Annotated in this window: 19 protein-coding genes and 1 tRNA gene; 6 read left to right on the top strand and 14 right to left on the bottom strand. The window is 67.3% G+C overall.

Annotation, left to right across the window (positions count from 1 at the left end; genetic code table 11):
• Positions 1 to 228 precede the first annotated feature (228 nt).
• The 8 genes from ISP25_RS10425 to ISP25_RS10390 form a co-directional block, all read right to left on the bottom strand.
• A complete protein-coding gene (locus tag ISP25_RS10425) occupies positions 229 to 870 on the bottom strand; it encodes a DUF6348 family protein (RefSeq protein WP_404613684.1) in 642 nt (213 codons plus the stop codon).
• A gap of 27 nt (positions 871 to 897) precedes the next feature.
• Positions 898 to 1224 (bottom strand): hypothetical protein, encoded by a 327-nt coding sequence (locus tag ISP25_RS10420; RefSeq protein ID WP_404613682.1) that lies wholly within the window; start codon positions 1222 to 1224, stop codon positions 898 to 900.
• 14 nt (positions 1225 to 1238) lie between these two features.
• Complete coding sequence (locus ISP25_RS10415) at positions 1239 to 2585, bottom strand: tryptophan--tRNA ligase (protein ID WP_404613680.1); 1347 nt, start codon at positions 2583 to 2585, stop codon at positions 1239 to 1241.
• Positions 2586 to 2610: 25 nt separating this feature from the next.
• Entirely contained in the window at positions 2611 to 3525 is a 915-nt protein-coding gene (gene rocF / locus ISP25_RS10410; protein ID WP_192158915.1) for an arginase, read from the bottom strand.
• A 77-nt stretch (positions 3526 to 3602) separates the two neighbouring features.
• Positions 3603 to 3675 (bottom strand) — tRNA-Thr (locus ISP25_RS10405).
• Positions 3676 to 3702: 27 nt separating this feature from the next.
• Positions 3703 to 4413, bottom strand: a complete 711-nt coding sequence (locus tag ISP25_RS10400; RefSeq protein WP_404613678.1) for an SPOR domain-containing protein — start codon at positions 4411 to 4413, stop codon at positions 3703 to 3705.
• Between the two features lie 37 nt (positions 4414 to 4450).
• Positions 4451 to 5188, bottom strand: coding sequence for a type III pantothenate kinase (locus tag ISP25_RS10395; protein ID WP_404613676.1), 738 nt, complete (start codon positions 5186 to 5188; stop codon positions 4451 to 4453).
• Positions 5185 to 6174, bottom strand: coding sequence for a biotin--[acetyl-CoA-carboxylase] ligase (locus ISP25_RS10390; protein ID WP_404613674.1), 990 nt, complete (start codon positions 6172 to 6174; stop codon positions 5185 to 5187). Before ISP25_RS10390 ends, ISP25_RS10395 begins: the two co-directional genes overlap by 4 nt.
• Before the next feature lie 135 nt (positions 6175 to 6309).
• Between ISP25_RS10390 and ISP25_RS10385 the strand changes: the two genes are divergently transcribed.
• On the top strand, positions 6310 to 6651 hold the full coding sequence (locus tag ISP25_RS10385; RefSeq protein WP_404613672.1) for a hypothetical protein: 342 nt from the start codon (positions 6310 to 6312) through the stop codon (positions 6649 to 6651).
• A gap of 29 nt (positions 6652 to 6680) precedes the next feature.
• On the opposite strand, the gene ISP25_RS10380 is transcribed toward ISP25_RS10385, so the two are convergent.
• From ISP25_RS10380 to ISP25_RS10360, 5 genes are all read right to left on the bottom strand, one after another.
• Positions 6681 to 8087 (bottom strand): ATP-binding protein, encoded by a 1407-nt coding sequence (locus tag ISP25_RS10380; protein WP_404613670.1) that lies wholly within the window; start codon positions 8085 to 8087, stop codon positions 6681 to 6683.
• Complete coding sequence (locus ISP25_RS10375) at positions 8056 to 8745, bottom strand: response regulator transcription factor (protein ID WP_192158925.1); 690 nt, start codon at positions 8743 to 8745, stop codon at positions 8056 to 8058. The genes ISP25_RS10380 and ISP25_RS10375 overlap by 32 nt, the downstream gene beginning before the upstream one ends.
• Positions 8745 to 9071 (bottom strand): PepSY domain-containing protein, encoded by a 327-nt coding sequence (locus ISP25_RS10370; protein ID WP_404613669.1) that lies wholly within the window; start codon positions 9069 to 9071, stop codon positions 8745 to 8747. The genes ISP25_RS10375 and ISP25_RS10370 overlap by 1 nt, the downstream gene beginning before the upstream one ends.
• Before the next feature lie 82 nt (positions 9072 to 9153).
• Positions 9154 to 10155, bottom strand: coding sequence for a tRNA dihydrouridine(20/20a) synthase DusA (gene dusA / locus ISP25_RS10365; RefSeq protein ID WP_404613668.1), 1002 nt, complete (start codon positions 10153 to 10155; stop codon positions 9154 to 9156).
• Positions 10156 to 10271: 116 nt separating this feature from the next.
• A complete protein-coding gene (locus ISP25_RS10360; protein WP_404613666.1) occupies positions 10272 to 10904 on the bottom strand; it encodes a TMEM175 family protein in 633 nt (210 codons plus the stop codon).
• 475 nt (positions 10905 to 11379) lie between these two features.
• Between ISP25_RS10360 and ISP25_RS10355 the strand changes: the two genes are divergently transcribed.
• A complete protein-coding gene (locus tag ISP25_RS10355; RefSeq protein WP_404613664.1) occupies positions 11380 to 12156 on the top strand; it encodes a ferredoxin--NADP reductase in 777 nt (258 codons plus the stop codon).
• 135 nt (positions 12157 to 12291) lie between these two features.
• Entirely contained in the window at positions 12292 to 12789 is a 498-nt protein-coding gene (gene tpx, locus ISP25_RS10350; protein ID WP_404613662.1) for a thiol peroxidase, read from the top strand.
• Between the two features lie 356 nt (positions 12790 to 13145).
• On the opposite strand, the gene ISP25_RS10345 is transcribed toward tpx, so the two are convergent.
• Complete coding sequence (locus ISP25_RS10345; protein WP_404616303.1) at positions 13146 to 14600, bottom strand: MFS transporter; 1455 nt, start codon at positions 14598 to 14600, stop codon at positions 13146 to 13148.
• Positions 14601 to 14971: 371 nt separating this feature from the next.
• Between ISP25_RS10345 and ISP25_RS10340 the strand changes: the two genes are divergently transcribed.
• The 3 genes from ISP25_RS10340 to ISP25_RS10330 are packed head-to-tail and all read left to right on the top strand — an operon-like array spanning position 14972 to position 21635.
• Positions 14972 to 17608 carry a beta-mannosidase gene (locus tag ISP25_RS10340; RefSeq protein WP_404616302.1) on the top strand — a complete coding sequence of 879 codons (2637 nt, stop codon included), beginning with the start codon at positions 14972 to 14974 and terminating at the stop codon, positions 17606 to 17608.
• Complete coding sequence (locus ISP25_RS10335; RefSeq protein ID WP_404613660.1) at positions 17605 to 20199, top strand: glycoside hydrolase family 3 protein; 2595 nt, start codon at positions 17605 to 17607, stop codon at positions 20197 to 20199. Before ISP25_RS10340 ends, ISP25_RS10335 begins: the two co-directional genes overlap by 4 nt.
• A complete protein-coding gene (locus ISP25_RS10330) occupies positions 20196 to 21635 on the top strand; it encodes a glycoside hydrolase family 125 protein (RefSeq protein ID WP_404613658.1) in 1440 nt (479 codons plus the stop codon). Before ISP25_RS10335 ends, ISP25_RS10330 begins: the two co-directional genes overlap by 4 nt.
• Positions 21636 to 21652 lie beyond the last annotated feature (17 nt).

Here is a 21652-nt window from a genome sequence, read left to right as displayed (position 1 = left end):
GATTGGTCCCTCGCCTCAACCTTTCTTCTCGCTCCTCAAAGCAGGGCCATCCTTGGCTCCTCCGCGCGGCCCGGCGGGGAGTTGAAGCTCAGCGCATCAATCTTGCACGGCAAGTTGTGCCAACGCTTCACGTACACGGGTCAGCACTGCATCACGCAGCTTGCGTGTTGCGCGCTTGTCCTGCCTTCGCAGGAATGACGAGCAAGCAGTCGACTGATCAGACCTTCCTTAGTAGTCGCGGATGTCCAGCATCATGAAGCAGCGCACCCTGTAAGGCTCCGCGGCTGGCGGCCATGCCACCGCAGAGAGGGCGTGGTCACCTGCCGGCCACGGCTCGTTGTCGAGCCGCGTCTCGACGGTCGTTTCGCCGTTCGCCTCCCGGCGCAGGAACATCCGCACCCAATGCATCCGCGGCGCCAGCGCTTCGCTGCGGAGCGCAGCGGTCAACGGCGCCAGCGCATCCGCCGGCAGCGTCACCGCCGTGCCCTGGACGACAAGCGGGCCGATGAACGCATCCCAGCCGTGCACGCCGATGTCCCACGAATCCAACTGCAACTTGCGTGCGTCGGTGACATACCAGCAAGCGGCCAGCAGCACATGCAGACTGCCTTGCTCGAAGCGCTCCAGCGCGTCCCGGCAAGCCGCGTCGCCAGTGCCGATGCCGGCGTAGCTTTCCTCGATCTGCTGGTCCTCGTTGAGCACGATGTCGAGATCCAGCCGTCCCGGCGCATCGGCGATGGCGTCGTGCCAGCTGGCGCGGACCGCGGGGAAGTCGCCATCGGTAAGCAGCCAGTCCTCGTCGGGTTCGAGCTCCACCTCGTGACGCTCGAACAGACGTAGCAGGTGGCGTTGCAGTGTGGCGGTGTCCATGACGGCGATTCCGTATGTGCCCGCGCTTCAGCGCAAGCGTTGCCAGAGCAGGTGACGCAGCGGCAGCGCCAGTGCGAGCACGCCGGCGAAGGCGCCGTAGCCGCACAATGCGGGCAGTACCTGCTGCCAGATTGCGCCGCTGGCGCGGCGGCCGGCCTCATCGAGCCCGGGCAGCTGCACCGCGTCGTGACCGAGCAGGCCGGCGTAGGCCGCGGCGGAGAACGCCAACAGCAGTGCCAGTGCGTCGAACAGTCGCCGCGCCGGCGTGCGCGGCAGCGACTTCGGGTAGCTCGCGTAAGCCCAGCCGAGAATCAGCAGCCAGGGCGCAAGCAGCAACAGGGCGAGGTAGCGCATCGTTGACTGTCGGCTCAGTCTTGCGCGGCCAACTGTTCCAGCGCCTCGCGCAGGCGTGAGAGCAGCTCGTCGCCGGCCTGCGGGGTCCGGGCGACGGCCTCGCCGTCCAGTTCCAGCACCAGCGCTTCGCCGTCTTCGCGCAACACGGCGGCATGGCCCAGCTGGCGGATGCGCTGTTGCAATGCGCCGGCGGCCTTGGGGTCGGCGAACGGCATGGAGAGCAGCAGCTCCTCACCGTTGGCGGCGAACAGGCGGAAGCGGAAGCCGGTGGCGCCGTCGCGGAAACTGGCGAAGCGCGGCGCCTTGCCGCCCTTGGCGGCAGCCGTCTTGTTCGATTTGGCGGCAGGCGCACTGCCCATCGCGCGCAGGCCGATAGAGTCGCGGATCGCGGCCAGCTTCGGCGAGGCGATGGCACGCGCCTTGGCTGCGCCGTCGCGCAGGATGGCCTCGATCTCGTCGGGCTTGGCGATCAGGGCCTCGTAGCGCTCGCGCATCGGCGCCACGTCGGTCTCGATGCGCTCGAACAGGCGCTGCTTGGCTTCGCCCCAACCGATGCCGTCCAGCAGCGACTGGCGGAACGCCGCGCTTTCCGCCTCGTCGGCGAAGGCGCGGAAGATCGTGTACAGCGACGAACTGTCCGGGTCCTTCGCCTCGCCCGGCGCGCGCGAGTCGGTGACGATGCGCATGATCGCCTCGCGCAGCGCCTTCGCGCCGCCGGCGAACAGGGGCACGGTATTGTCGTAGCTCTTCGACATCTTGCGGCCGTCCAGGCCGGGCAGGGTGGCCACCTGCTCCTCGATCACGACCTCGGGCAGCACGAAGAAGTCGCGGCCGTAGATGTGGTTGAAGCGCTGCCCGATGTCGCGCGCCATCTCGATGTGCTGGATCTGGTCTCGGCCCACCGGCACCTTGTGCGCGTCGAACGCGAGGATGTCGGCGGCCATCAGCACCGGGTACATGTACAGGCCCGCGGTGACGCCCGCGTCGGGGTCTTCGCCGATCTCGCCGTTGCGGTCCACCGCGGCCTTGTAGGCGTGTGCGCGGTTGAGCAGGCCCTTGGCGGTGACGCAGGTGAGGAACCAGGTCAGCTCGGGAATTTCGGGGATGTCCGACTGGCGGTAGAAGGTGACGCGCGCGGGATCGAGTCCGGCGGCCAGCCAGGTCGCCGCGATCTCCAGCCGCGAGCGCTCGATGCGCGCGGCGTCGTCACTCTTGATCAGCGCGTGGTAGTCGGCGAGAAAGAAGAACGCATCCACGTCCGCGTGGCGGCTGGCCTTGATCGCGGGGCGGATCGCGCCCACGTAGTTGCCGAGATGCGGGGTGCCGGTGGTGGTGATGCCGGTGAGGACTCGGGTCTGCATGTCTCGATTTCGATGGGTGATGCGCTCAGCGCAGCAGGGTGGACTTGCCGAACAGGGATTCGACCAGGTCCACAGCGAGTTTCGCGGTCTGGTTGCGCTTGTCGAATGCGGGGTTGAGTTCCACGATGTCGAGCGAGGAAAGCCTGCCGCTGTCGGCGATCATTTCCATGCACAGCTGTGCTTCACGATAGTTTGGGCCGCCACGCACGGTGGTGCCCACGCCGGGCGCGATGATGGGATCGAGGAAATCCACGTCGAAGCTCACGTGCAGGTGGGTGCCGCCGTCCATGTCGGCGAGCGCCTGCTCCATCGTGCTGCGCATGCCCATCTCGTCGATGCTGCGCATGTCGTGCACGACGATCTGCGCCTCGCGCACCAGCCGCTTCTCGCCCTCGTCCACCGAGCGGATGCCGATCTGGCGGAACACGTCGGGCGTGGTCGCCGGCACGTGGTCGCCGATCCGCACCAGTTCCGCCGGGCCGTTGCCGCACAGGCAGGCCACTGGCATGCCGTGGATGTTGCCCGAGGGCGTGATGGTGGCGGTGTTGAAGTCGGCGTGCGCATCCAGCCACAGCACGCGCAGTTTCTTGCCCTGCTCGCGGCAGTGGCGCGCCACCGCGCTGATCGTGCCGATCGCGAGGCAATGGTCGCCGCCCAGCATGACCGGCAGGTGGCCATGCGCCAGTTCATCGTAGATCGCCGTATGCGTCGCCTGGTTCCACGCCACTACTTCGGCGAGATGGCGGTAGCCATTGACTGGCGGCAGCCAAGGGTTATGCGGGCCGTGCAGGTTGCCGCGGTCGACTACGTCCAGCCCGCGCGCGCGCAGCTTCTCCGCGATCTGCGCCACGCGCAGCGCCTCCGGTCCCATCGAGGCTCCGCGATGGCCTGCGCCGATGTCGGTGGGTACGCCCACCAGGGCGATGGTCTGCTTGCTCATGTTGCGTGTCCACGTCGATGACTTGCAGCCATCAAGTGTAACGGGTCGGCTGCAACGAGGCCGTTTCGGAGGGAGTCTGCCGGCAGCAGGAATCGAACCCGCGACCTACTGATTACAAATCAGTTGCTCTACCAACTGAGCTATGCCGGCGCAGCGGCAGATTCTAGCAGGGGATGTTCAAAAGCAGGATGTGCTGTGCGAATCCACGCCGTCGGCGTGGACTCGGCTCTGCCAGTCGAACCTGTTGCTGGCGGCCACGAGGTCGAGCCAGTATTGCGGCGCGGTTTCGCTGCGCTCGGTGATGCGCGCGGGAAAGCCGGCGGCTACCACTTCGGTGCGCCGCTTGCGTGCGTTGTCCTGATCCTTGAACAGGCCAAGCGAGATCGTGTTCGGCTGATCGCCTCCACCGACCACGAAGTAGTCGCCGATGCCGTGCGCAGCGAGTTGCTTGGTCAATGCCAAGGCCTGCGCGCGGCTGGTGGGCGCGGGCAGGTAGACCCACCAGCTGCGCGATTGCGCGACCTGCTCCTGGCGCGAGCGCATGCGCTTGGTGATGGACGTGAGCGCGGTGCGGGCCTGCAGCAGGTCGTGCGGCGTGGCGAACGGGCCAAGGGTGAGGCAGCGAAGCTCGGTGGTGCCCGACTCGGACGCACTCCCGCTGGCGGTGTCCGGTGCCACGGGAGTGGGAGCGGGCGGCATCGGTGCTGAAGTGTCCGCGACAGGATTTGCCGTGGCCACCTGCGCGGGCAGTTCGGAAAGCAAGTGCAGTTCCGGTACACCTGGATCGGTGGCTGGCGGCACGTGCGCATACGGTTGGCCGAGGAACAGCCAGGCCCCGGCCACGATGTTGAGCATGATCAGCAGCACGAACAGCAATCGCAGGAACATCGATCCCCCGTCATTCACGCCAGCGGCGTTTGCTTGACTATTGTGCCGCGGCCCATGCCGCCAGTCCGCGCAGCACGTTGTCGTGGACAAGTTGCGCTGGCGTGGCGAGCAAGGGCAACAGTGCCTCCGCGTCGCCGCCGCCGAGGCGCAGTGATGGCGCACCACCCAGCGCAGGCGACATGTGGGCCGCGAAGCGTCCGACCAGGGCCGCCGCCGCCAGCCAGCAGCCGGAGGCCACCGCGTCGGCGGTGTTGTCCGCCACCTCGACGATCGTGCCGGCATGAGCGGGGCGTATCTGTGCGGTCGCCCCCAGCAGAGACTGCTGCATCAGTCGTGGTCCCGGTGCGATCAGGCCGCCGAGATGACGGCCGTCGGCGGCCAGCGCATCCAGCGTCAATGCAGTGCCCACGCCGGCCAATATGCAGGGTGCACTGCCTTCGGCGCGGGCGGCGACCATCGCGAGGAAGCGATCCACGCCCAATCGCTGAGGTTCGGCATAGGCGTTGCGCACGCCACAGGCTTCGGCGGGCGTGCGCAGCCACCACGGTTCGCGCCCGAACGCGGCGGCGGCGCTGGCGGCCACCAGTTGCTCGCGCGCGGCATCCACCACCGACGCGCCGAATATGGCCGAAGGCGGCGCGAGCCCTGCCCACGAGGCTGCCAGGGCTTCCGCCACGTTCTCGTTCCATGCCACCGCATCGCCGGCGAGCACGTCCGTGCCTCGATGAAGTGCCCATTTCAGGCGCGTATTGCCCAGATCCAGCAGCAGCTTCATGCGCGGCGTACCGTGACGTCGGCGCTGTCGATGCGCTGGATTTCGCCGTCGGGCAGGCGCAACAGCAGGGCGCCGCGGTTGTCCACGCCCGCACCGACGCCGTCGCGTTCACCGCCGGCGCCGCTGAGCCGCAGCGGCTGTCCGTGCAGCAGGTCGTGGCGGGCGTATTCCTCGGCGAATGCGGCGAAGCCTTCCCGCTCGAACTGGCGCAGGCCGTCGGCCAGGGCGGCAACCAGCGCGGCGGCGGCGCAGTTGCGATCCGGCGCCGCGCCGCCGGCCAGCGTGACGAGGTCGCAGATCGGCTGGCCGGCCTGCCCGCGCAGCGCATCGGTGAGCCGCAGGTTGAGGCCGACGCCGATGATTGCGGCACACGGTCCCTGATATTCGCCGCTCAGTTCGACGAGGATGCCGGCCAGCTTGCCAGGCGCGGCATCGGGAGTCGCCGCGAGCACGTCATTCGGCCATTTCAGGCCCGCGCCTGTGACGCCCAGCGCCGCCAGCGTGCGCAGCACGATCACGCCGATCGCCAGCGACAGCCCCGACAGCGCGGCGAAGCCGGTGTCGAAGCGCTTCACGCAGGACAGGTAGATGTTCAGTCCCGGCGGCGACAGCCAGGTGCGGCCGCGCCGCCCGCGGCCGGCGCTCTGCGTCTCGGCCATCACCATGGACAGATCCGGCGCGGCAGAGCCACGGCGCTGCAACTCGCTGGAGGTGGAGTCGAGTTCCCAATGTACCTCCAGCGCACCCAATTGCTCGGCGACGCCAGCGGGCAGGGCGGCGCGGATGCGACCGGCATCCAGCACCTGCACGGGCCACGGCAGCCGGTAGCCGCCGGCGCCGCCGGCTTCGATCGGCACGCCACGCGTGCGCAGCGCCTGGATCTGTTTCCAGACCGCGGCCCGGGTGACGCCGGCCTTGGCGGCGAGCTCGACACCGGAGCGCGGTTCGCCTGCAGCCAGTTCGGCCAACAAGTCGGCGGCTTGCATCAGTGAAAGGGGAAGGTGGCACGCATTCGGCGGATTCTAGCCGGCCAAGGCCGGGCCTCGCAGCGGCACTGGCGCCCATGCCCCGGTTTCTGCGAGGATCGGGAATCTCGCCTGCGCGTCAAGGGGTGCCCAGCCATGAGTGCCAGACACTGGATGATCGGTTGCCTGATCGGCTTGGCCGGCATGGGCAGCGCGATGGCGTCGGACCTCGGCGCCCGCGACATCACTGCGACCAGCCGCCCCGCGGCGGACAGCAACGCGCATGACGCCGGTGGCAACGGTGGCGCCGATGCGCTCGGGCTCAACCGCGATTGCCCGGCCTCCCACCGCGGCAGCGATGCCGACAACGGCGATGCCGATGCTCGCGGCAATGGCACGGCAGGCGGCAGCGAGCACGGTGGTCGCATCTCCGCACCTACGACGGCAAAGCCGGCCACGCTGGGTTGGCAATCGCTGCTGCCGGGTTCGATCCAGTAATTCATTCGCCCCGCCGTCGTCGCCGGCCTTTATTCCGGCGGCAACTTCACGCTGAAGCGCGCGCCACCGAAGTCGGGCGAACGATCCACCACCAGTTCGCCGCGATAGGCGCGCACGATGTCCTGCACGATGGACAGGCCGATGCCGTGGCCCTGCACGCGTTCGTCGCCGCGCACGCCACGCTGCAGCACCTTCTCGATCTTGTCCTCGGCGATGCCGGGGCCGTCGTCTTCCACGCTGATCAGCAGACCGGGGCGGCCTCGGCCCGGCAGGGGTTGCTTCTGCACCACCAGCAGCACGTGGTGGCGCGTCCATTTGAACGCGTTCTCCAGCAGGTTGCCCATCAGTTCCAGCAGGTCGTTCAGTTCGCCGTGGAAGGAGGCACCGTCCGCGATGTCGAACTCGCACAGCACGTTCTTGGTGGCGTAGACCTTCTCCAGGCTCTGCACCAGATCCTCGGCGTGGCCGGCAATGGGGACCGCCGCAGCGAACGTCTGCCGGCCCGAGGTGGCGGCGCGGGCGAGCTGGTAGGCGACCAGCTCGTCCATGCGGCGCACCTGGTCGAGCACGTCGCGCCGCGCGGGCTCCTCGCTGGCGGACTCCATTTGCGAGCGGATCACCGCAAGCGGCGTCTTCAGGCTGTGTGCGAGGTCGGCGAGGGTATGGCGGTAGCGCGTGCGCTGTTCGCGCTCGCTCTCGATGAAGGCGTTGATGCGCTCGGTCAGACCGGTCAGCTCCAGCGGGTACTGGCTGTCCAGATGATCGCTGTCGCCGCGCTCGACGCGGCTCATGTCGCTGGCCACCTTGCGCAACGGGGTGAGGCTCCAGCGCAACAGCAGCAATTGCAGCACGATCAGCAACACGCCCAGTACCGACAGCCACAATGCCAGGGTGCGCCGGTATACGGCGTTTTCGCCTTCGAGCTGCTGTTCGGTCTGCGCCACCATGACGGTGGTCGGCGTGGACTGGTTGCCCAGGTAGTCGAATGTCACGCCGATGGCGTAGTAGTACACGCGGCCCATGCGGGTATCGACCGGGCCGCCGAACTGGTCTTTGCCTGGAGGCAGTGGCTTCAGGAAACTGAAGTCGCTGTTGAGCGCCGAATTGGATTTCCAGCGGTAGCCGTTCGGTCCGAGGATCAGCGCGTACAGGCCGGAGCCGGGCTGGGAGAACTTCTGCGGTGGCGAATCGGGAGGCAGCAGGCGACCATAACGATCGACGTCGGTGTGGGTGATGATGTCCGTGACGGCGGAATCGCGCAGGCTTGTCTGCAAGCTGTTCAGCGCGGTGTCCTTCTTGACCACGGACATGACCACGCCGACCAGCCCGAGGAAGGCGGCCAGTACGAAACCGGTGGTGATGGCCGAGCGCGCCGCCAGCGAGAGCGGGCGGCGCGGCGCAGGCTCACTCGTCGCCGTCGGTGCGGGGGATGGCAAAGCGATATCCACGGCCGCGCACGGTTTCGATGGGCTTCAAGGCGCCTTCCGGATCCAGCTTGCGGCGCAGGCGGCCGATGAAGACTTCCAGCACGTTGGAGTCGCGGTCGAAGTCCTGCTGGTAGATGTGCTCGGTGAGATCGGCCTTGGAGACCAGCTCGCCCGCGTGCAGCATCAGGTATTCCAACACCTTGTACTCGTAGCTGGTGAGGTCGACGATCTTGTCTTCCACCGTCACCGTCTGCGCGGTGGTGTCCAGCTTGATCGGGCCGCAGGCCAGCACCGGCTTGGACCAGCCGCTGGCGCGGCGGACCAGCGCGTTGATGCGCGCCAGCAGCTCCTCGACGTGGAACGGCTTGACGAGGTAGTCGTCGGCCCCCTGCTTGAGGCCCTCCACCTTGTCCTGCCAGCCGCCGCGCGCGGTGAGGATCAGCACCGGATAACGCTGGCCGGCCTCGCGGAGTGCCTTGATCAGGTCCATGCCGGACATCTTGGGCAGGCCCAGGTCGATGATGGCGAGGTCGAACGGCACTTCGCGTCCGAGGTAGAGCGCCTCCTCGCCGTCCTGTGCCGCGTCGACGGCGAAGCCGTCGCGCTTCAGGCGTGCCGCCAGCGTCTCGCGCAGCGGGGCCTCGTCTTCCACCAAAAGGATGCGCATCAGTGTTTCTCCTTGCCCCCGGCGTGCCGGCCGGGCGGGTTGCGGGTGGTCTGGGTGGGCTGCCGGAGGCTGTCGCCGCCACTGGCGGGTATGCTCATCACCTGCACGTGGCCTTCCGGCGTGAGCACCTTGATGCGGTACTCGGTGCGGCGATCATAGTGTCGCGATTCGGCCGACAGCACCTGCCCCCTGGTTTCCTGCTTCGCCTTGTCCACGGCCTGGCCGAGGCTCAGTTCGCCCGGCCTGGCTTGTTGCTGTGCCTGCGCCACCGCCGGGCCCATGCCCAGCGCCAACGCCAACAGCGCGAGGGTGCAGCGGGTTTTCATGTCATGCCTCGACCATGGGTATGTCTCTGGTCGTTCAGTTTGGGCGAGTCGGGCTGAATAGTGACCGGACGAGCGGCGGCTGTCACGCGGCCGGTTGCAGCGGGATCATGGCCTGCTCGATCAGCGCCCAGCCGGCGCCCGGCAGGTGCGCACCCTCGCTGAGCGTGCGGCGGAAGCCGCGTGCGCCCGGCTCGCCCTGGTACAGCCCCAGCAGGTGGCGGGTGATGTGCTTCAGCGCGGTGCCGCGCTTCAGCTCGGCTTCGATGTAGGGCTGCAGACGCCGCAGCACGTCCTCGCGGCCGGGCAGGGGCGTGCCATAGAGCGCGTGTTCCAGCCGGGCCAGGATGTACGGGTCATGGTAGGCGGCGCGACCCAGCATCACGCCGTCGAGCTCGGCCAGTTGCGCCTGTACCTGTTCCACTGTGGTGATGCCGCCGTTGATGGCGACCACCAGTTGCGGGAACTCGCGCTTCAGGCGGTGCACGCGCGGGTAGTCCAGCGGCGGGATCTCGCGGTTCTCCTTTGGCGACAGGCCTTTCAGCCACGCCTTGCGCGCATGCACCACCAGTACTTCGACACCGGCTTCCAGCATGGTTTCGGTGAAATGCTGCAGGTCGGCGTAATCGTCCTGTTCGTCGACGCCGATGCGGCACTTCACTGTCACCGGAACGCTCACCGTGTCGCGCATCGCCTTCACGCAGTCGGCCACCAGCGCGGGCTCGTACATCAGGCAGGCGCCGAAGCGGCCGGATTGCACGCGGTCGGACGGGCAGCCCACGTTGAGGTTGATCTCGTCGTAGCCGGCCTCGGCACCGAAGCGTGCGGCCTGCGCCAGCTCGTGCGGATCGCTGCCGCCGAGCTGCAAAGCCAATGGATGTTCCTGCTGGCTGTGCTCCAACAGGCGCAACTGTTTTCCGCGCACCAACGCCGCGCTGGTCACCATCTCGGTATACAGGCGCGCATGCGGGGAGAGCAGGCGATGGAAGTACCGGCAGTGCCGGTCGGTCCAGTCCATCATCGGGGCCACGGACAGGCGCCAGGACGTGGCATCGATCGGTGGTGCAGCGGGGGGTGCAGGTTTCATCAGGGCGGCCATTCTCCGCGATCGGAGCACTCCATGCCACGGCACGGCGCAGGGTCTCCGGCGGACTGGTTCGCCCGAATCATGTCGTGACGGGGCCGGCGGCAATGGATTGCCGATCAGGATTTGCCCGGCCGCCCCAGCCAGAACGAAGCGGCGCGCATGACCACGCTCACCACGGCCACCAGTACGGCAAGCAGCGTCAGGCGCAGGCCGAGCAGCGCCATGGCGCAGAACAGTATGGAGACGAACAGGTACTCCAGCGTCCATGCCCAAGCCTGGCGACGCGAAACGTGGGACGCCAGTCCGGCGTACAGCGCCGGATAACCCCAGGTCAACGCAAGGCAGCCATAGGTCGCCGTCATGGCGAAACCATAAACGACCATACCGGCGTTGTTGATCAGGCGGGCCTGGTCGGTCATCAGAAAGCGGACCACTACCGGCATCAAGGCCACCAGGCTGAGCAGCAACAGGTTGAGCCCGGTGGTGACGTTATCCACGTCGCGCAGATGGGCCAGGCTGCGGCGATGCACGAACCACACGCCCGCAATGATCGCGAAGCTCAGAAAATAAACGCCCAGCGGTGTCGCCCACGCTTCGAGCAGCGATTTTCCTGGCAGCGACTCCGGCTTCAGTTCGACCGCCGACAAGGTCATCGCAATCGCGAAGACGCCGTCCGACATCATCACCAGCCGATCCAGATGACGCTGGCGCACGTGCTCCTCGCGCAACTGCGGTGCCATGTTTTCCATGTGAGCGGTTTTCCTTGGCCTGATCGGCCACATGATGCCGTAGAACCCTCCCTGCAGGAACGGGCGAAGACCCGTTGTCGGCGCGCTTGCGTCGCGGCATGCGAACTATCCCGGGGCGGGGTTGAGGCGCCCGTGCGCCTTGCGGCCATCCGCAGCCGCCGCACCGTCTACTTTGCGCCGCAAGTGGCGTCGGCATCACGAAACACGACACTGCGAATATGCGAATGCCGGCGCCTTCAACGCGGATGCAAGCCGCTCCTGCAAGGCCTTTCCATGATGCACTCGGGCCGCCGGCACAGGCGCATTCATGCCTATTCGCGTATCCTTTGGCGCCTGTCGCCGCGCTCCCTTCCGGTGACCACAAGGCACTGCCAGTGACACTGCCTTCCCCGCGAGACTTTGCCTCCGGCGCAACGGACGGCCGGCGGCGCAGCGTCTTCGAGCCCCGACCCAGCAACAACACGAGACAACAACGATGGTGGCAATGGCAACCGAGCACGTGATCGACGTGCAGCACTGGAACGACACGCTGTTCTCGTTCCGCACCACGCGCGATCCGGCCTTCCGTTTCGACAGCGGACAGTTCGTGATGATCGGGCTGGAAATGGAAGGTCGCCCGTTGATGCGCGCCTACTCGATCGCCAGCGCGAGCTGGGAGGAGCACCTGGAGTTCTTCTCGATCAAGGTGCCGGACGGCCCGCTCACCTCGCGCCTGCAGCACCTCAAGCCGGGTGATCCGCTGCAGGTGACGCGCAAGCCCACCGGTACGCTGGTGCTCACCGACCTCAAGCCCGGCAGGCACCTCTACCTGCTCGGCACCGGCACCGGCCTCGCGCCGTTCCTGAGCATCATCCGCGACCCGGACACTTACCAGCGCTATGACAGGATCGTGCTTGCGCATGGCGTGCGCCACGTCAACGACCTTGCCTATGCGCACTACCTCGAACACGAACTGCCGCAGCACGAATACCTTGGCGAGCTGGTGCGCGAGAAGCTGGTCTATTACCCCACGGTGACGCGCGAGCCGTTCCGCAACCGCGGCCGCATCACCGATGCGATCGCCGATGGAGCGATGAGCGCGGTCACCGGCCTGCCGCCATTGAACCCTGAGACGGACCGCGTGATGCTGTGCGGCAGCCCGGCGATGCTGGACGACCTCTGCGCCCTGCTCGACGGCCGCGGCTTCCGCGCCTCGTCGCGCACGCGCGAGCCGGGCGACTACGTGGTCGAGCGGGCGTTCGTGGAGAAGTAGCGGGTGGCGTGGCGGCAATCGGCGCATGTGCGGAAATACGCATTGCATCGTGCCGCCGGCGATGGCGGCCATCGTCTTTCCGGCCAGGACCATGTTCTACTTGTAGGCCCTGTCTTCCCCATCGAGAGGTGCGCCATGTCCACAGTCCATTTCAAGGGTCAGCCGGTACGCGTCGACGGCAGTTTCCCTGTGCTCGGCAGCCAGGCGCCGGCATTCCACCTGGTCGGCGGCGACCTGTCCGAGGTCACGCTGGCCAACCACGCCGGCAAACGCAAGGTGCTGAACATCTTTCCCAGCGTGGACACCGGCGTGTGCGCGACTTCGGTGCGGCGCTTCAACGAACTGGCGACCAAGCTCGCCAACACCGTGGTGCTGTGCATCTCGGCCGACCTGCCGTTCGCGCAGGGTCGCTTCTGCGGCGCCGAGGGCATCCAGAACGTGCAGATGCTGTCGCTGATGCGTGGGCGCGAGTTCCTGCGCGACTACGGCGTGGCGATCGCAGACGGCCCGCTGGCCGGTCTTGCCGCCCGCGCGGTGGTGGTGCTCGACGAGCATGACAAGGTGATCCACGCCGAGCTGGTGGACGAGATCACCCACGAGCCGAACTACGACGCTGCGTTGGAAACGCTCTAGGCGCCTGTTCGATATCTCCGCGTAATCGTGCTGGAGATCCCTCTGCTTCCAGATAAGGCGCGGCGTGGCCGGGCCGTTTATCGCGTGGGTGGGAGTGGCTTGCACAGCCTGGACACAACTTCGTTTGCAGTCCCGGCGGGCTGAAGCCATTTCCCTGGGTTACCCCTCTGACTCCGGGCACTCTGCCCACCGCTCTTCGGGCCGCTCGCCATTCGTTTCCGCACTGTGCGGCGGCGTGAGAGGCAGCAGCGAAAGCTAATTCGGCCGCCGGCAGGCGGCCGAAGCCGCCATGTTCCTTGCGCCAGCGCGGGACAGCCGTTTCCAGACGCAGGGAGTCAAGGATTTTGAACTGACCCTCAGTCCGCGCGGCCATCCCCCAGACGCACACGCAACGTACACAAGCCGGCCACGAACAGGCTGGCCCCGCCTGCCACCAATGCCCATACCGGCTGGCCGTGGAAACACCGCTTCAGCAGTTCGCCCAGCACACTGGCAGCGACCAGTTGCGGGATCACGATGAAGAAATTGAAGATGCCCATGTAGACGCCCATCTTCGACGCAGGCAGGTTGTCGGAGAGCATGGCGTAGGGTAGCGACAGGATGGACGCCCACGCGAAACCTACGCCGACCATCGGCAGCAGCAGCCAGCGCGGGTCGCGCACGAACAGAAAGGACGCCAGTCCCAGACCGCCCAGCCACAGGTTCACCAGGTGGCTCCTGCGTAGGCCCCAGCGGCGCACCATCCGTGGAATGACCATTGCCGCCACCGCCGCGCAGACGTTGTATGCGGCGGAAAGCACGCCGACCCAGTTCGCCGCTTCGTTGTAGAGCGCGGAGTGCGCGTCCGTGGCGCCGTACTGCACCTGCGCCACCGTGGCCGTGGTATAGATCCACATCGCGAACAGGGCGAACCACGAGAACAGTTGCACCCACGCGAGTTGGCGCATCGCCACGGGCATCGCGTGCAGGTCGCCGAGCACGTGGCCGAGCAGGCCGCGCTTTTCCGCCAGTGCGGGACGCATCTTCATGGCTGCCTCGTAGCCGATCAGCAGCAGGCCGTAGAAGGCCAGGCCGGTGGCCAGCAGGTACACCTCGTCGCGCAATTGCAGGAACCAGACCAGCACACCGAGCGCCATGCCCGCGACCAGCCACAGGCTGCCGCGGCGCCAGATGCCGCGCAGATCGGGCAGGCTCTCGTGTACCGGTGCGGCATCGAAGCTGTGCAACTGTTCGGGCGGATATTCGCGCGTGCTGAGCACCGTCCACAGCACCGCGCCCAGCAGCGCCGCGCCGCCGGCGTAGAACGAGTACTTCACCGTGTCGGGAATGCCGCCGTCCGGCGCTACGTTGCTGATGCCCAGGTGAGCGAGGATCCACGGCAGCATCGAAGCGACCACCGCGCCCACACCGATGAAGAAGCTCTGCATCAGGTAGCCCTGCGGGCGCTGGCGCACCGGCAGCTGGTCAGCGACGAAGGCGCGGAACGGCTCCATGGCCACGTTGAAGCTGGCATCCATCAACCACAGCAGGATCGCCGCCATCCACAGCACGCCGGCGTTAGGCATCCACAGCAGCGCCAGCGTGGACAGCAGCGCGCCGGCGAGGAAGTACGGGCGGCGCCGGCCCAGTCGCGTCCAGGTACGGTCGGAGCAGTGGCCGATGATCGGCTGCACGATCAACCCGGTGAGCGGCGCGGCTATCCACAGCGACGGGATCTGTTCCAGCGAGGCGCCCAGCGTCTGGAAGATGCGGCTGACGTCGGCGGTCTGCAGCGCAAAGCCGAACTGGATGCCGAGGAAGCCGAAACACATGTTCCAGATCTGCCGGAAGGAGAGCTCGGGCTGTTGTTGCGATGGGGCGCGGTAAGCGGGAGCAGACGTCAAGGGCGCGAGCCTGGGAAAGGTGATTCCGCGAGGTTAGGTGGCATCGCAATGCAGCAGCCAGCCTGATGCATACGTATTCATGTGCTTGCTCCTCATTCCCGTCAGCGGTTGGAGCCTTGCTTTGGATCGGTTGAAGTCGCTAATCCATGCAAGATCGCCAGCGGATTTTGCGCTGCGGCATGCGCCACGGCCAGGTCGGTGTTAGCGTCCACATGGATCGATCTAAATTTTGACAGTCACAGAGCCGGCTTGTGGCAACACGAAAGGGGTGGGCGATGAAGAAGCGATGGGCGCGAGGCATCCCGGCACGCCACAGGCTGCTGTCCGTACTGGCGGCCCTGGTGCTGGCGTTGCCCCTGCCGGGCTTGGCATCGACGCTGGCGACGCAATCGCTGGACAGTGGCTGGCAGCTTCGCCTCGCGCCCGGCGACAAGCACGCCACCGACCATGCCGAGGCCGCGCAATGGCTGCCGGCCACCGTGCCCGGCACGGTGCAGACCGACCTGCTGGTCGCAAAGCTGGTGCCCGATCCGTACTGGCGCGACAACGAGGCCAGGATCCAGTGGGTGGGCCTGTCCGACTGGCAGTACCGCAGCACCTTCACCGTGGAAGCCGCCACGCTGGCGCGCAAGCACGTGGAACTGGTGTTCGACGGGTTGGACACCTTTGCCGACGTCTCGCTCAACGGCCACAAGCTGCTCGTCGCGGACAACATGTTCCGCCGCTGGCGCGTGCCGGTGAAGGCATGGCTGCACGCGGGTGCGAACACGCTGGAAGTCACCCTGCATTCGCCGATCACGCGCCTGCAACCCTGGTTGCTGAAGCAGCCTTATGCGCTGCCGGGCGAGTTCGACACGCCCTTCGGAGACGAGCCCGAAGGCAAGCAGACGGCCAATTACGTGCGCAAGGCCGCCTGGCAATACGGCTGGGACTGGGGCCCGCGCATCGTCACCGAAGGCATCTGGAGAGATGTGAAGCTGGAAAGCTGGGACGCGCTGCGTCTCGCCGACTTCCACATCGCGCAACCGAAAGTCACGGCAGATGTCGCGGAGCTGCAAGCGCAGCTCGACATCCATGCCGATACCGCAGGCCATGCCAGGGCCATGCTGCGCTGGCGTGCCCCGGATGGCGGCACGCAATCGCAAGCCAGCGACATTGCGCTGAAGGCCGGCGACAATCACATCGTGCTGCCGCTGCGCATCGCCCATCCGCAGCGCTGGTGGCCGGTCGGCTACGGCGCACCGAATCTGTACGACTTTCACGTCGAAGTGGACATGGGCGGCCAGGCCGTGGCCAGCGCGGATCGCAGCACCGGCCTGCGCAGCGTCGAACTGCGCAGGCAGAAGGACCCGTGGGGCAAGAGCTTCGAATTCGTGGTGAACGGCGTGCCCATCTTCGCCAAGGGCGCGGACGTGATTCCGCAGGACATGTTCCCGAACCGCGTCACGCCGGCACGCATCGACGCGATGCTGCAGTCCGCGCGCGACGCCAACATGAACATGCTGCGCATCTGGGGCGGCGGCTACTACTTCGACGACGCGTTCTACGCCGAGGCCGACAAGCTGGGCCTGATGGTGTGGCAGGACTTCATGTTCGGCGGCGCCATCACGCCCTACGACAAGGCCTACCGCGACAACACGCGCGCCGAGGCCGTCGAGCAGGTGGATCGCCTGCGCGATCATCCCTCCATTGTCATATGGGTCGGTAACAACGAGGTCGAGACCGCGTGGGAGACCTGGGGCGGCGGTGCGCATCTCGAAGCCACGCAGCCCAGGGCCGAAGTGCAGCGCATCGTGCAGGGCATGCGCGAACTGTTCGACCACACGCTGCGTGGCGTGGTGGCGTCGCAGTCGCCCGAGACGCCGTACTGGCCGAGCACTCCCAGCAGCGACTACGACGACAAGGCAAACGTGCTGGACAACGGCGACTACCACTACTGGAACGTGTGGTCGGGCGACGCGCTGCCGCCGACGGCCTACCTCGACGTGACCCCGCGTTTCCAGTCCGAATACGGCCTGCAGTCCTTCCCCTCGATGGCGACGCTACGCAGCGCGCTCGAACCGTCCGACCTCTCCATCGATTCGCCGGTGCTGCGAGCGCACCAGAAATTCGACAAGGGCAGGGGCAACCAGCGCCTGCTGATGTACGTGGAGCGCGGATACGGCAAGCCCAAGGATTTCGCCTCGCTGGTGTACCTCAGCCAGGTGATGCAGGCCGAGGGGATCCAGCTCGCCGCCGAACACTTGCGCGCCTCGCGGCCGCAGAGCATGGGTTCGCTGTACTGGCAGCTCAACGACGTGTGGCCGGGCGCCACCTGGGCCAGCATCGACTACTACGGCCGCTGGAAGGCGCTGCAATACCACGCCAAGCGCTTCTACGCCCCGCTGCGCGTAGTGGCCCTGCGCAAGGACGGCAAGACGCAGGTGTCACTGGTGTCCGACCGCACCGAGGCGTTCGACGCCAAATTGCGTGTGCGCGTGCTCGACATGGATGGCAAGACGATCTCGGAGCACACGCAGCCTGCGCACGTGGCGGCGTTGGCCAGCACGCCGGCTGGCGACTACACCGACGCGCAATTGCTGCATGGCGCCGATCCGCGTCGCACGGTGGCGGTGTTCGAGTTGCTTGAACAAGGCAAGCCAGTTTCGCGGCACCTGGTGTACTTCGATGATGCGAAGAACCTGGCGTTGCCCGATCCCGGCCTGAAGGCGGAGCTCTCCGCGGACGGTCACAGCGTCACGGTGAGTGCGCAACACCTCGCGCGCGAGGTATGGCTGGACTTCGCCGATCCCGATGCGCGCCTGTCCGACAACGCCTTCGACCTGCTGCCCGGCGAATCGGTGACGCTGCATGTCGAGAGTGCCGCGGATGCGGCCGCCTTGCAGCGCTCCATGACAGTGCGCAGCCTGTACGGCGCCGCGGCAACCGCACCGTGACGAAACGCGTCGCCAGCATCGCCGTCATTGCGCTGCTGCTGGCGGCGGGGTCCGCCGCAGCGCAAACGCAAGACGCCGAAGCGCAGGCATCGGCGCTGGTGGCGAAGATGACGCTGGCGGAAAAGGTCTCGCAGCTGCAGAACGACGCGGCGGCGATCCCGCGCCTCGGCGTGCCGGCCTACGAATGGTGGAACGAGGGCCTGCATGGCCACGCGCGCGACGGCTACGCCACCGTGTTCCCGCAGGCCATCGGCCTCGCGGCGAGCTGGGATGCGCCGTTGCTGCAGGCGGTGGGGACGGCGGTATCGACCGAGGCGCGCGCCAGCTTCAATGCAATCGGCGCGGGCCATGTGCACGAGCGCTACCAGGGCCTGACCATCTGGTCGCCCAACATCAACATCGACCGCGATCCGCGCTGGGGGCGCGGCCAGGAAACCTACGGCGAGGATCCCTTCCTCACCGGCAGCCTCGCGGTGGCCTTCGTGCATGGCATCCAGGGCGACGATGCACAGCATCCGCGTGCCATCGCCACGCCCAAGCACTTCGTGGCGCACAGCGGGCCGGAGACCGGTCGCGACAGTTTCAACGCGGTGGTGTCGCCGCATGACCTGGAAGACACCTACCTGCCGGCGTTCCGTGCGGCCGTCACCGCGGGTGGCGCGGGCTCGGTGATGTGTTCCTACAACGCGCTGGACGGCGTGCCGATGTGCGCCAACGCAGCGCTGCTGGACACGCGCCTGCGCAAGGAATGGGGCTTCAAGGGCTATGTGGTCTCCGATTGCGATGCGGTAGGCGACATCTCGGCCTTCCACCATTACAGGCCCGACGACGGCCAGGCTGCCGCGGCCGCATTGCGCGCAGGCACCGACCTCGACTGCGGCCACACCTACGCCAGCCTCGCCGCCATGGTCGGCAAGGGCGAGCTTCCGGAGTCCGCGCTGGATGCCGCGCTGGTGCGCCTGTTCAGCGCGCGCTATCGCCTTGGTGAACTCGGCGGCGGCGATAGGTATGCACGCATCGGCGCGGACGATATCGACAGCGACGCGCACCGCAAGCTGGCGTTGCAGGCCGCACAGGAGTCGCTGGTGCTGCTGAAGAACGCGCACGACACGCTGCCGCTGCGGGCCGGCCTGCGCCTTGCGGTCGTCGGTCCGGACGCGGATACGCTGGAGACGCTGGAGGCGAACTACCACGGCACCGCGCGCAGGCCGGTGACGGCGTTGCAGGGGCTGCGCGCGCGCTTCGGCAACGACCACGTCAATTACGCGCAAGGGGCGCCGGTCGCAATCGGCGTTCCGGTCCCGGTGCCAGAGAGCGCGCTGCGCACGACAAGCGGCGTGGCGGGCCTTACGGGCGAGTACTACGCGGGCGCCGACTTCCACGGTACACCGCGTATCACGCGTACCGATCGCGTGATCGACTTCGACTGGGATCGCGCGGCGCCTGCTGCCAGTCTCGACGCTGGTCATTACGCAGTGCGCTGGAGCGGCGAACTGTTGCCACCGGGCCCCGGCGATTACGTGCTGGCCTTGCACGTGGACCGCTGCTTCGATTGCGACGCGCACGACGCGGTGCGTCTGTTCGTGGATGGCAAGCCAGTGCTCGCGGACGAAGGCGACGACAAGCACCTGCAGGCGAAGCTGCATTTCGCCGACGGCGAGCCGCATGCCTTGCGCATGGAGCTGCTGCACCGCAGCCGTGATGGTGGCGTGCGCCTGCAATGGCTGGCGCCACCCACGGCGCAACTCGCCGAGGCCGACCGCGCGATGCATGCGGCGGATGCGGTGGTCGCCTTCGTCGGCCTGTCGCCCGACGTGGAAGGCGAAGCCCTGCAGGTCGAAGTGCCCGGCTTCGCGGGCGGCGACCGCACCTCGCTCGACCTGCCGGCACCGCAACGCGCGTTGCTGGAACGGGCCGCGGCCTCCGGCAAGCCGCTGGTCGTCGTGTTGATGTCCGGCGGCGCGGTGGCACTGGATTGGGCGAAACTGCACGCCGAAGCCATCCTTGCCGCGTGGTATCCGGGGCAAGCAGGTGGCACGGCGATCGCGCAGACCCTGGCGGGCGACGCCAATCCAAGTGGCCGGTTGCCGGTCACGTTCTATCGCACGGCGCAGGATCTGCCGCCGTTCACGAGCTACACGATGCAGGGACGCACCTACCGTTATTTCCAGGGCACGCCGCTGTATGCCTTCGGCCATGGCCTTAGCTACACGCACTTCGCCTATGCCAAGCCCACGTTGTCGGCGGATGCGCTCAGGGCTGGTGGCACGTTGCAGGTGAGCGCCGAGTTGCGCAACGCCGGATTGCGTACGGGAGACGAGGTGGTGCAGGTGTATCTGGACGCGCCGCCGTCGCCGCTGGTGCCGCGGCATGCGCTGGTCGGCTTCCAGCGCGTGCATCTCAAGCCGGGCGAAAGCCGGCGCGTGAACTTCATACTCTCAGCGCGCGACGTGAGCAGCGTGGATGCGGCGGGCGTGCGCGCCGTCGAACCCGGCCGCTATCGTGTGTTCATTGGCGGCGGCCAGCCCGGCGAGGCTGCGGGTGTCGCATCCACATTCACCATCAACGGCAAAGAGGTGTTGGCACCATGACCATGGACACGCTCACCCGGCGCGACATGCTCAAGCTGGTCGGTGCCGGTGCTTTCGCGCTGGCCTTGCCGCGTTTCGCCACGGCGGACACGAAGCCGGCGCGGCCCGACCATCGGCCGCCGCCGGGCAAGCGCAAGTTCACCAGTGCGGCGGTGGAGGCGGAGATCGCGCGCGTACAGGCGAAGATCGGTGACCCCGAGCTGGCGTGGCTGTTCGGCAACTGCTACCCGAACACGCTGGACACCACCGTGCATATCGGCACTCTGCGCGGCAAGCCGGACACCTTCATCGTCACCGGCGACATCGACGCGATGTGGCTGCGCGATTCCTCGGCGCAGGTGTGGCCGTACCTGCCGCTGGCGGCGAAAGACGAATCGCTGCGCCGGCTGTACCGCGGGCTGATCCACCGCCACGCGGCGTGCATCGCGATTGATCCCTACGCCAACGCCTTCCTGCCCGACCCGCAGGCGCACACCACGCTGGACTGGGCGCAGCACGACCTCACCGACATGAAGCCCGGCGTAGCCGAACGCAAGTGGGAGATCGATTCGCTGTGCTGGACGATACGCATCGCGCACGGCTACTGGAAAGCCACCGGCGATCGCGTGCCGTTCGATGACGACTGGCGTGCCGCGATGCACCAGGTGCTGGCGACATTCCGCGCGCAGCAGCGCAAGGACGGCAAGGGGCCGTACCACTTCCAGCGCGCATCGGCCGTACCCACCGACACCGTGCCGCTGGACGGCTACGGCAACCCGGCGTTGCCGGTAGGGATGATCTTCTCGATGTTCCGGCCTTCGGACGATGCCTGCATCTATCCGTTGTTCGTGCCGGCCAATGCCTTCGCCGTGGTTTCGCTGCGGCAACTGGCCGAAATGTCGCGCGCCCTGCATGGCGACGCCGCGTTCGCCGCCGATTGCGAGGCGCTGGCCGGCGAGGTGCAGGCTGCGCTGGAAAAGTACGCCGTCATGACCGACGGCGGTCAGGATTTCTGGGTCTACGAAATCGACGGCTACGGCAACCAGCTGTTCATGGACGACGCCAACGTGCCCAGCCTGCTGGCCTTGCCGTACCTCGGCTTCTGCGCGCGCGACGATGCGCGCTATCGCCGCACCCGCGCCCGTGCCTGGAGCGAGCACAATCCGTATTTCTTCCGCGGCAAGGCGGCGGAGGGCATCGGCGGACCGCACGAAGGCCTGCGCATGATCTGGCCGATGGCGCTGATGGTGCGCGCACTCACCAGCGAGGACACGGGCGAGATCCGCCAGTGCCTGCACTGGCTCAAGACCACGCACGCCGGCACCGGCTTCATGCACGAAGCCTTCGATCAGGACGATCCCGCGAAATTCACCCGGCCCTGGTTCGCCTGGGCCAACAGCCTGTTCGGCGAACTGATCGTCGACCTGGCCGACCACCACCCCGAGCTGCTGCGGTAACTCCGCACCCCACATCC

The sequence above is a fragment of the Rhodanobacter hydrolyticus genome (genome assembly GCF_044904645.1).
Note: the sequence above shows the minus strand (reverse complement) of the source record. Positions and strands in the feature narration are given on the sequence as shown.

Bases quoted from the DNA above. Each gene is read 5' to 3' on its own strand.
- ISP25_RS10425 (WP_404613684.1), bottom strand. From the start codon at position 870: ATGGACACCGCCACACTGCAACGCCACCTGCTACGTCTGTTCGAGCGT.
- ISP25_RS10420 (WP_404613682.1), bottom strand. From the start codon at position 1,224: ATGCGCTACCTCGCCCTGTTGCTGCTTGCGCCCTGGCTGCTGATTCTC.
- ISP25_RS10415 (WP_404613680.1), bottom strand. From the start codon at position 2,585: ATGCAGACCCGAGTCCTCACCGGCATCACCACCACCGGCACCCCGCAT.
- rocF (WP_192158915.1), bottom strand. From the start codon at position 3,525: ATGAGCAAGCAGACCATCGCCCTGGTGGGCGTACCCACCGACATCGGC.
- ISP25_RS10400 (WP_404613678.1), bottom strand. From the start codon at position 4,413: ATGTTCCTGCGATTGCTGTTCGTGCTGCTGATCATGCTCAACATCGTG.
- ISP25_RS10395 (WP_404613676.1), bottom strand. From the start codon at position 5,188: ATGAAGCTGCTGCTGGATCTGGGCAATACGCGCCTGAAATGGGCACTT.
- ISP25_RS10390 (WP_404613674.1), bottom strand. From the start codon at position 6,174: ATGCAAGCCGCCGACTTGTTGGCCGAACTGGCTGCAGGCGAACCGCGC.
- ISP25_RS10385 (WP_404613672.1), top strand. From the start codon at position 6,310: ATGAGTGCCAGACACTGGATGATCGGTTGCCTGATCGGCTTGGCCGGC.
- ISP25_RS10375 (WP_192158925.1), bottom strand. From the start codon at position 8,745: ATGCGCATCCTTTTGGTGGAAGACGAGGCCCCGCTGCGCGAGACGCTG.
- ISP25_RS10370 (WP_404613669.1), bottom strand. From the start codon at position 9,071: ATGAAAACCCGCTGCACCCTCGCGCTGTTGGCGTTGGCGCTGGGCATG.
- dusA (WP_404613668.1), bottom strand. From the start codon at position 10,155: ATGAAACCTGCACCCCCCGCTGCACCACCGATCGATGCCACGTCCTGG.
- ISP25_RS10360 (WP_404613666.1), bottom strand. From the start codon at position 10,904: ATGGAAAACATGGCACCGCAGTTGCGCGAGGAGCACGTGCGCCAGCGT.
- ISP25_RS10355 (WP_404613664.1), top strand. From the start codon at position 11,380: ATGGTGGCAATGGCAACCGAGCACGTGATCGACGTGCAGCACTGGAAC.
- tpx (WP_404613662.1), top strand. From the start codon at position 12,292: ATGTCCACAGTCCATTTCAAGGGTCAGCCGGTACGCGTCGACGGCAGT.
- ISP25_RS10345 (WP_404616303.1), bottom strand. From the start codon at position 14,600: ATGTGTTTCGGCTTCCTCGGCATCCAGTTCGGCTTTGCGCTGCAGACC.
- ISP25_RS10330 (WP_404613658.1), top strand. From the start codon at position 20,196: ATGACCATGGACACGCTCACCCGGCGCGACATGCTCAAGCTGGTCGGT.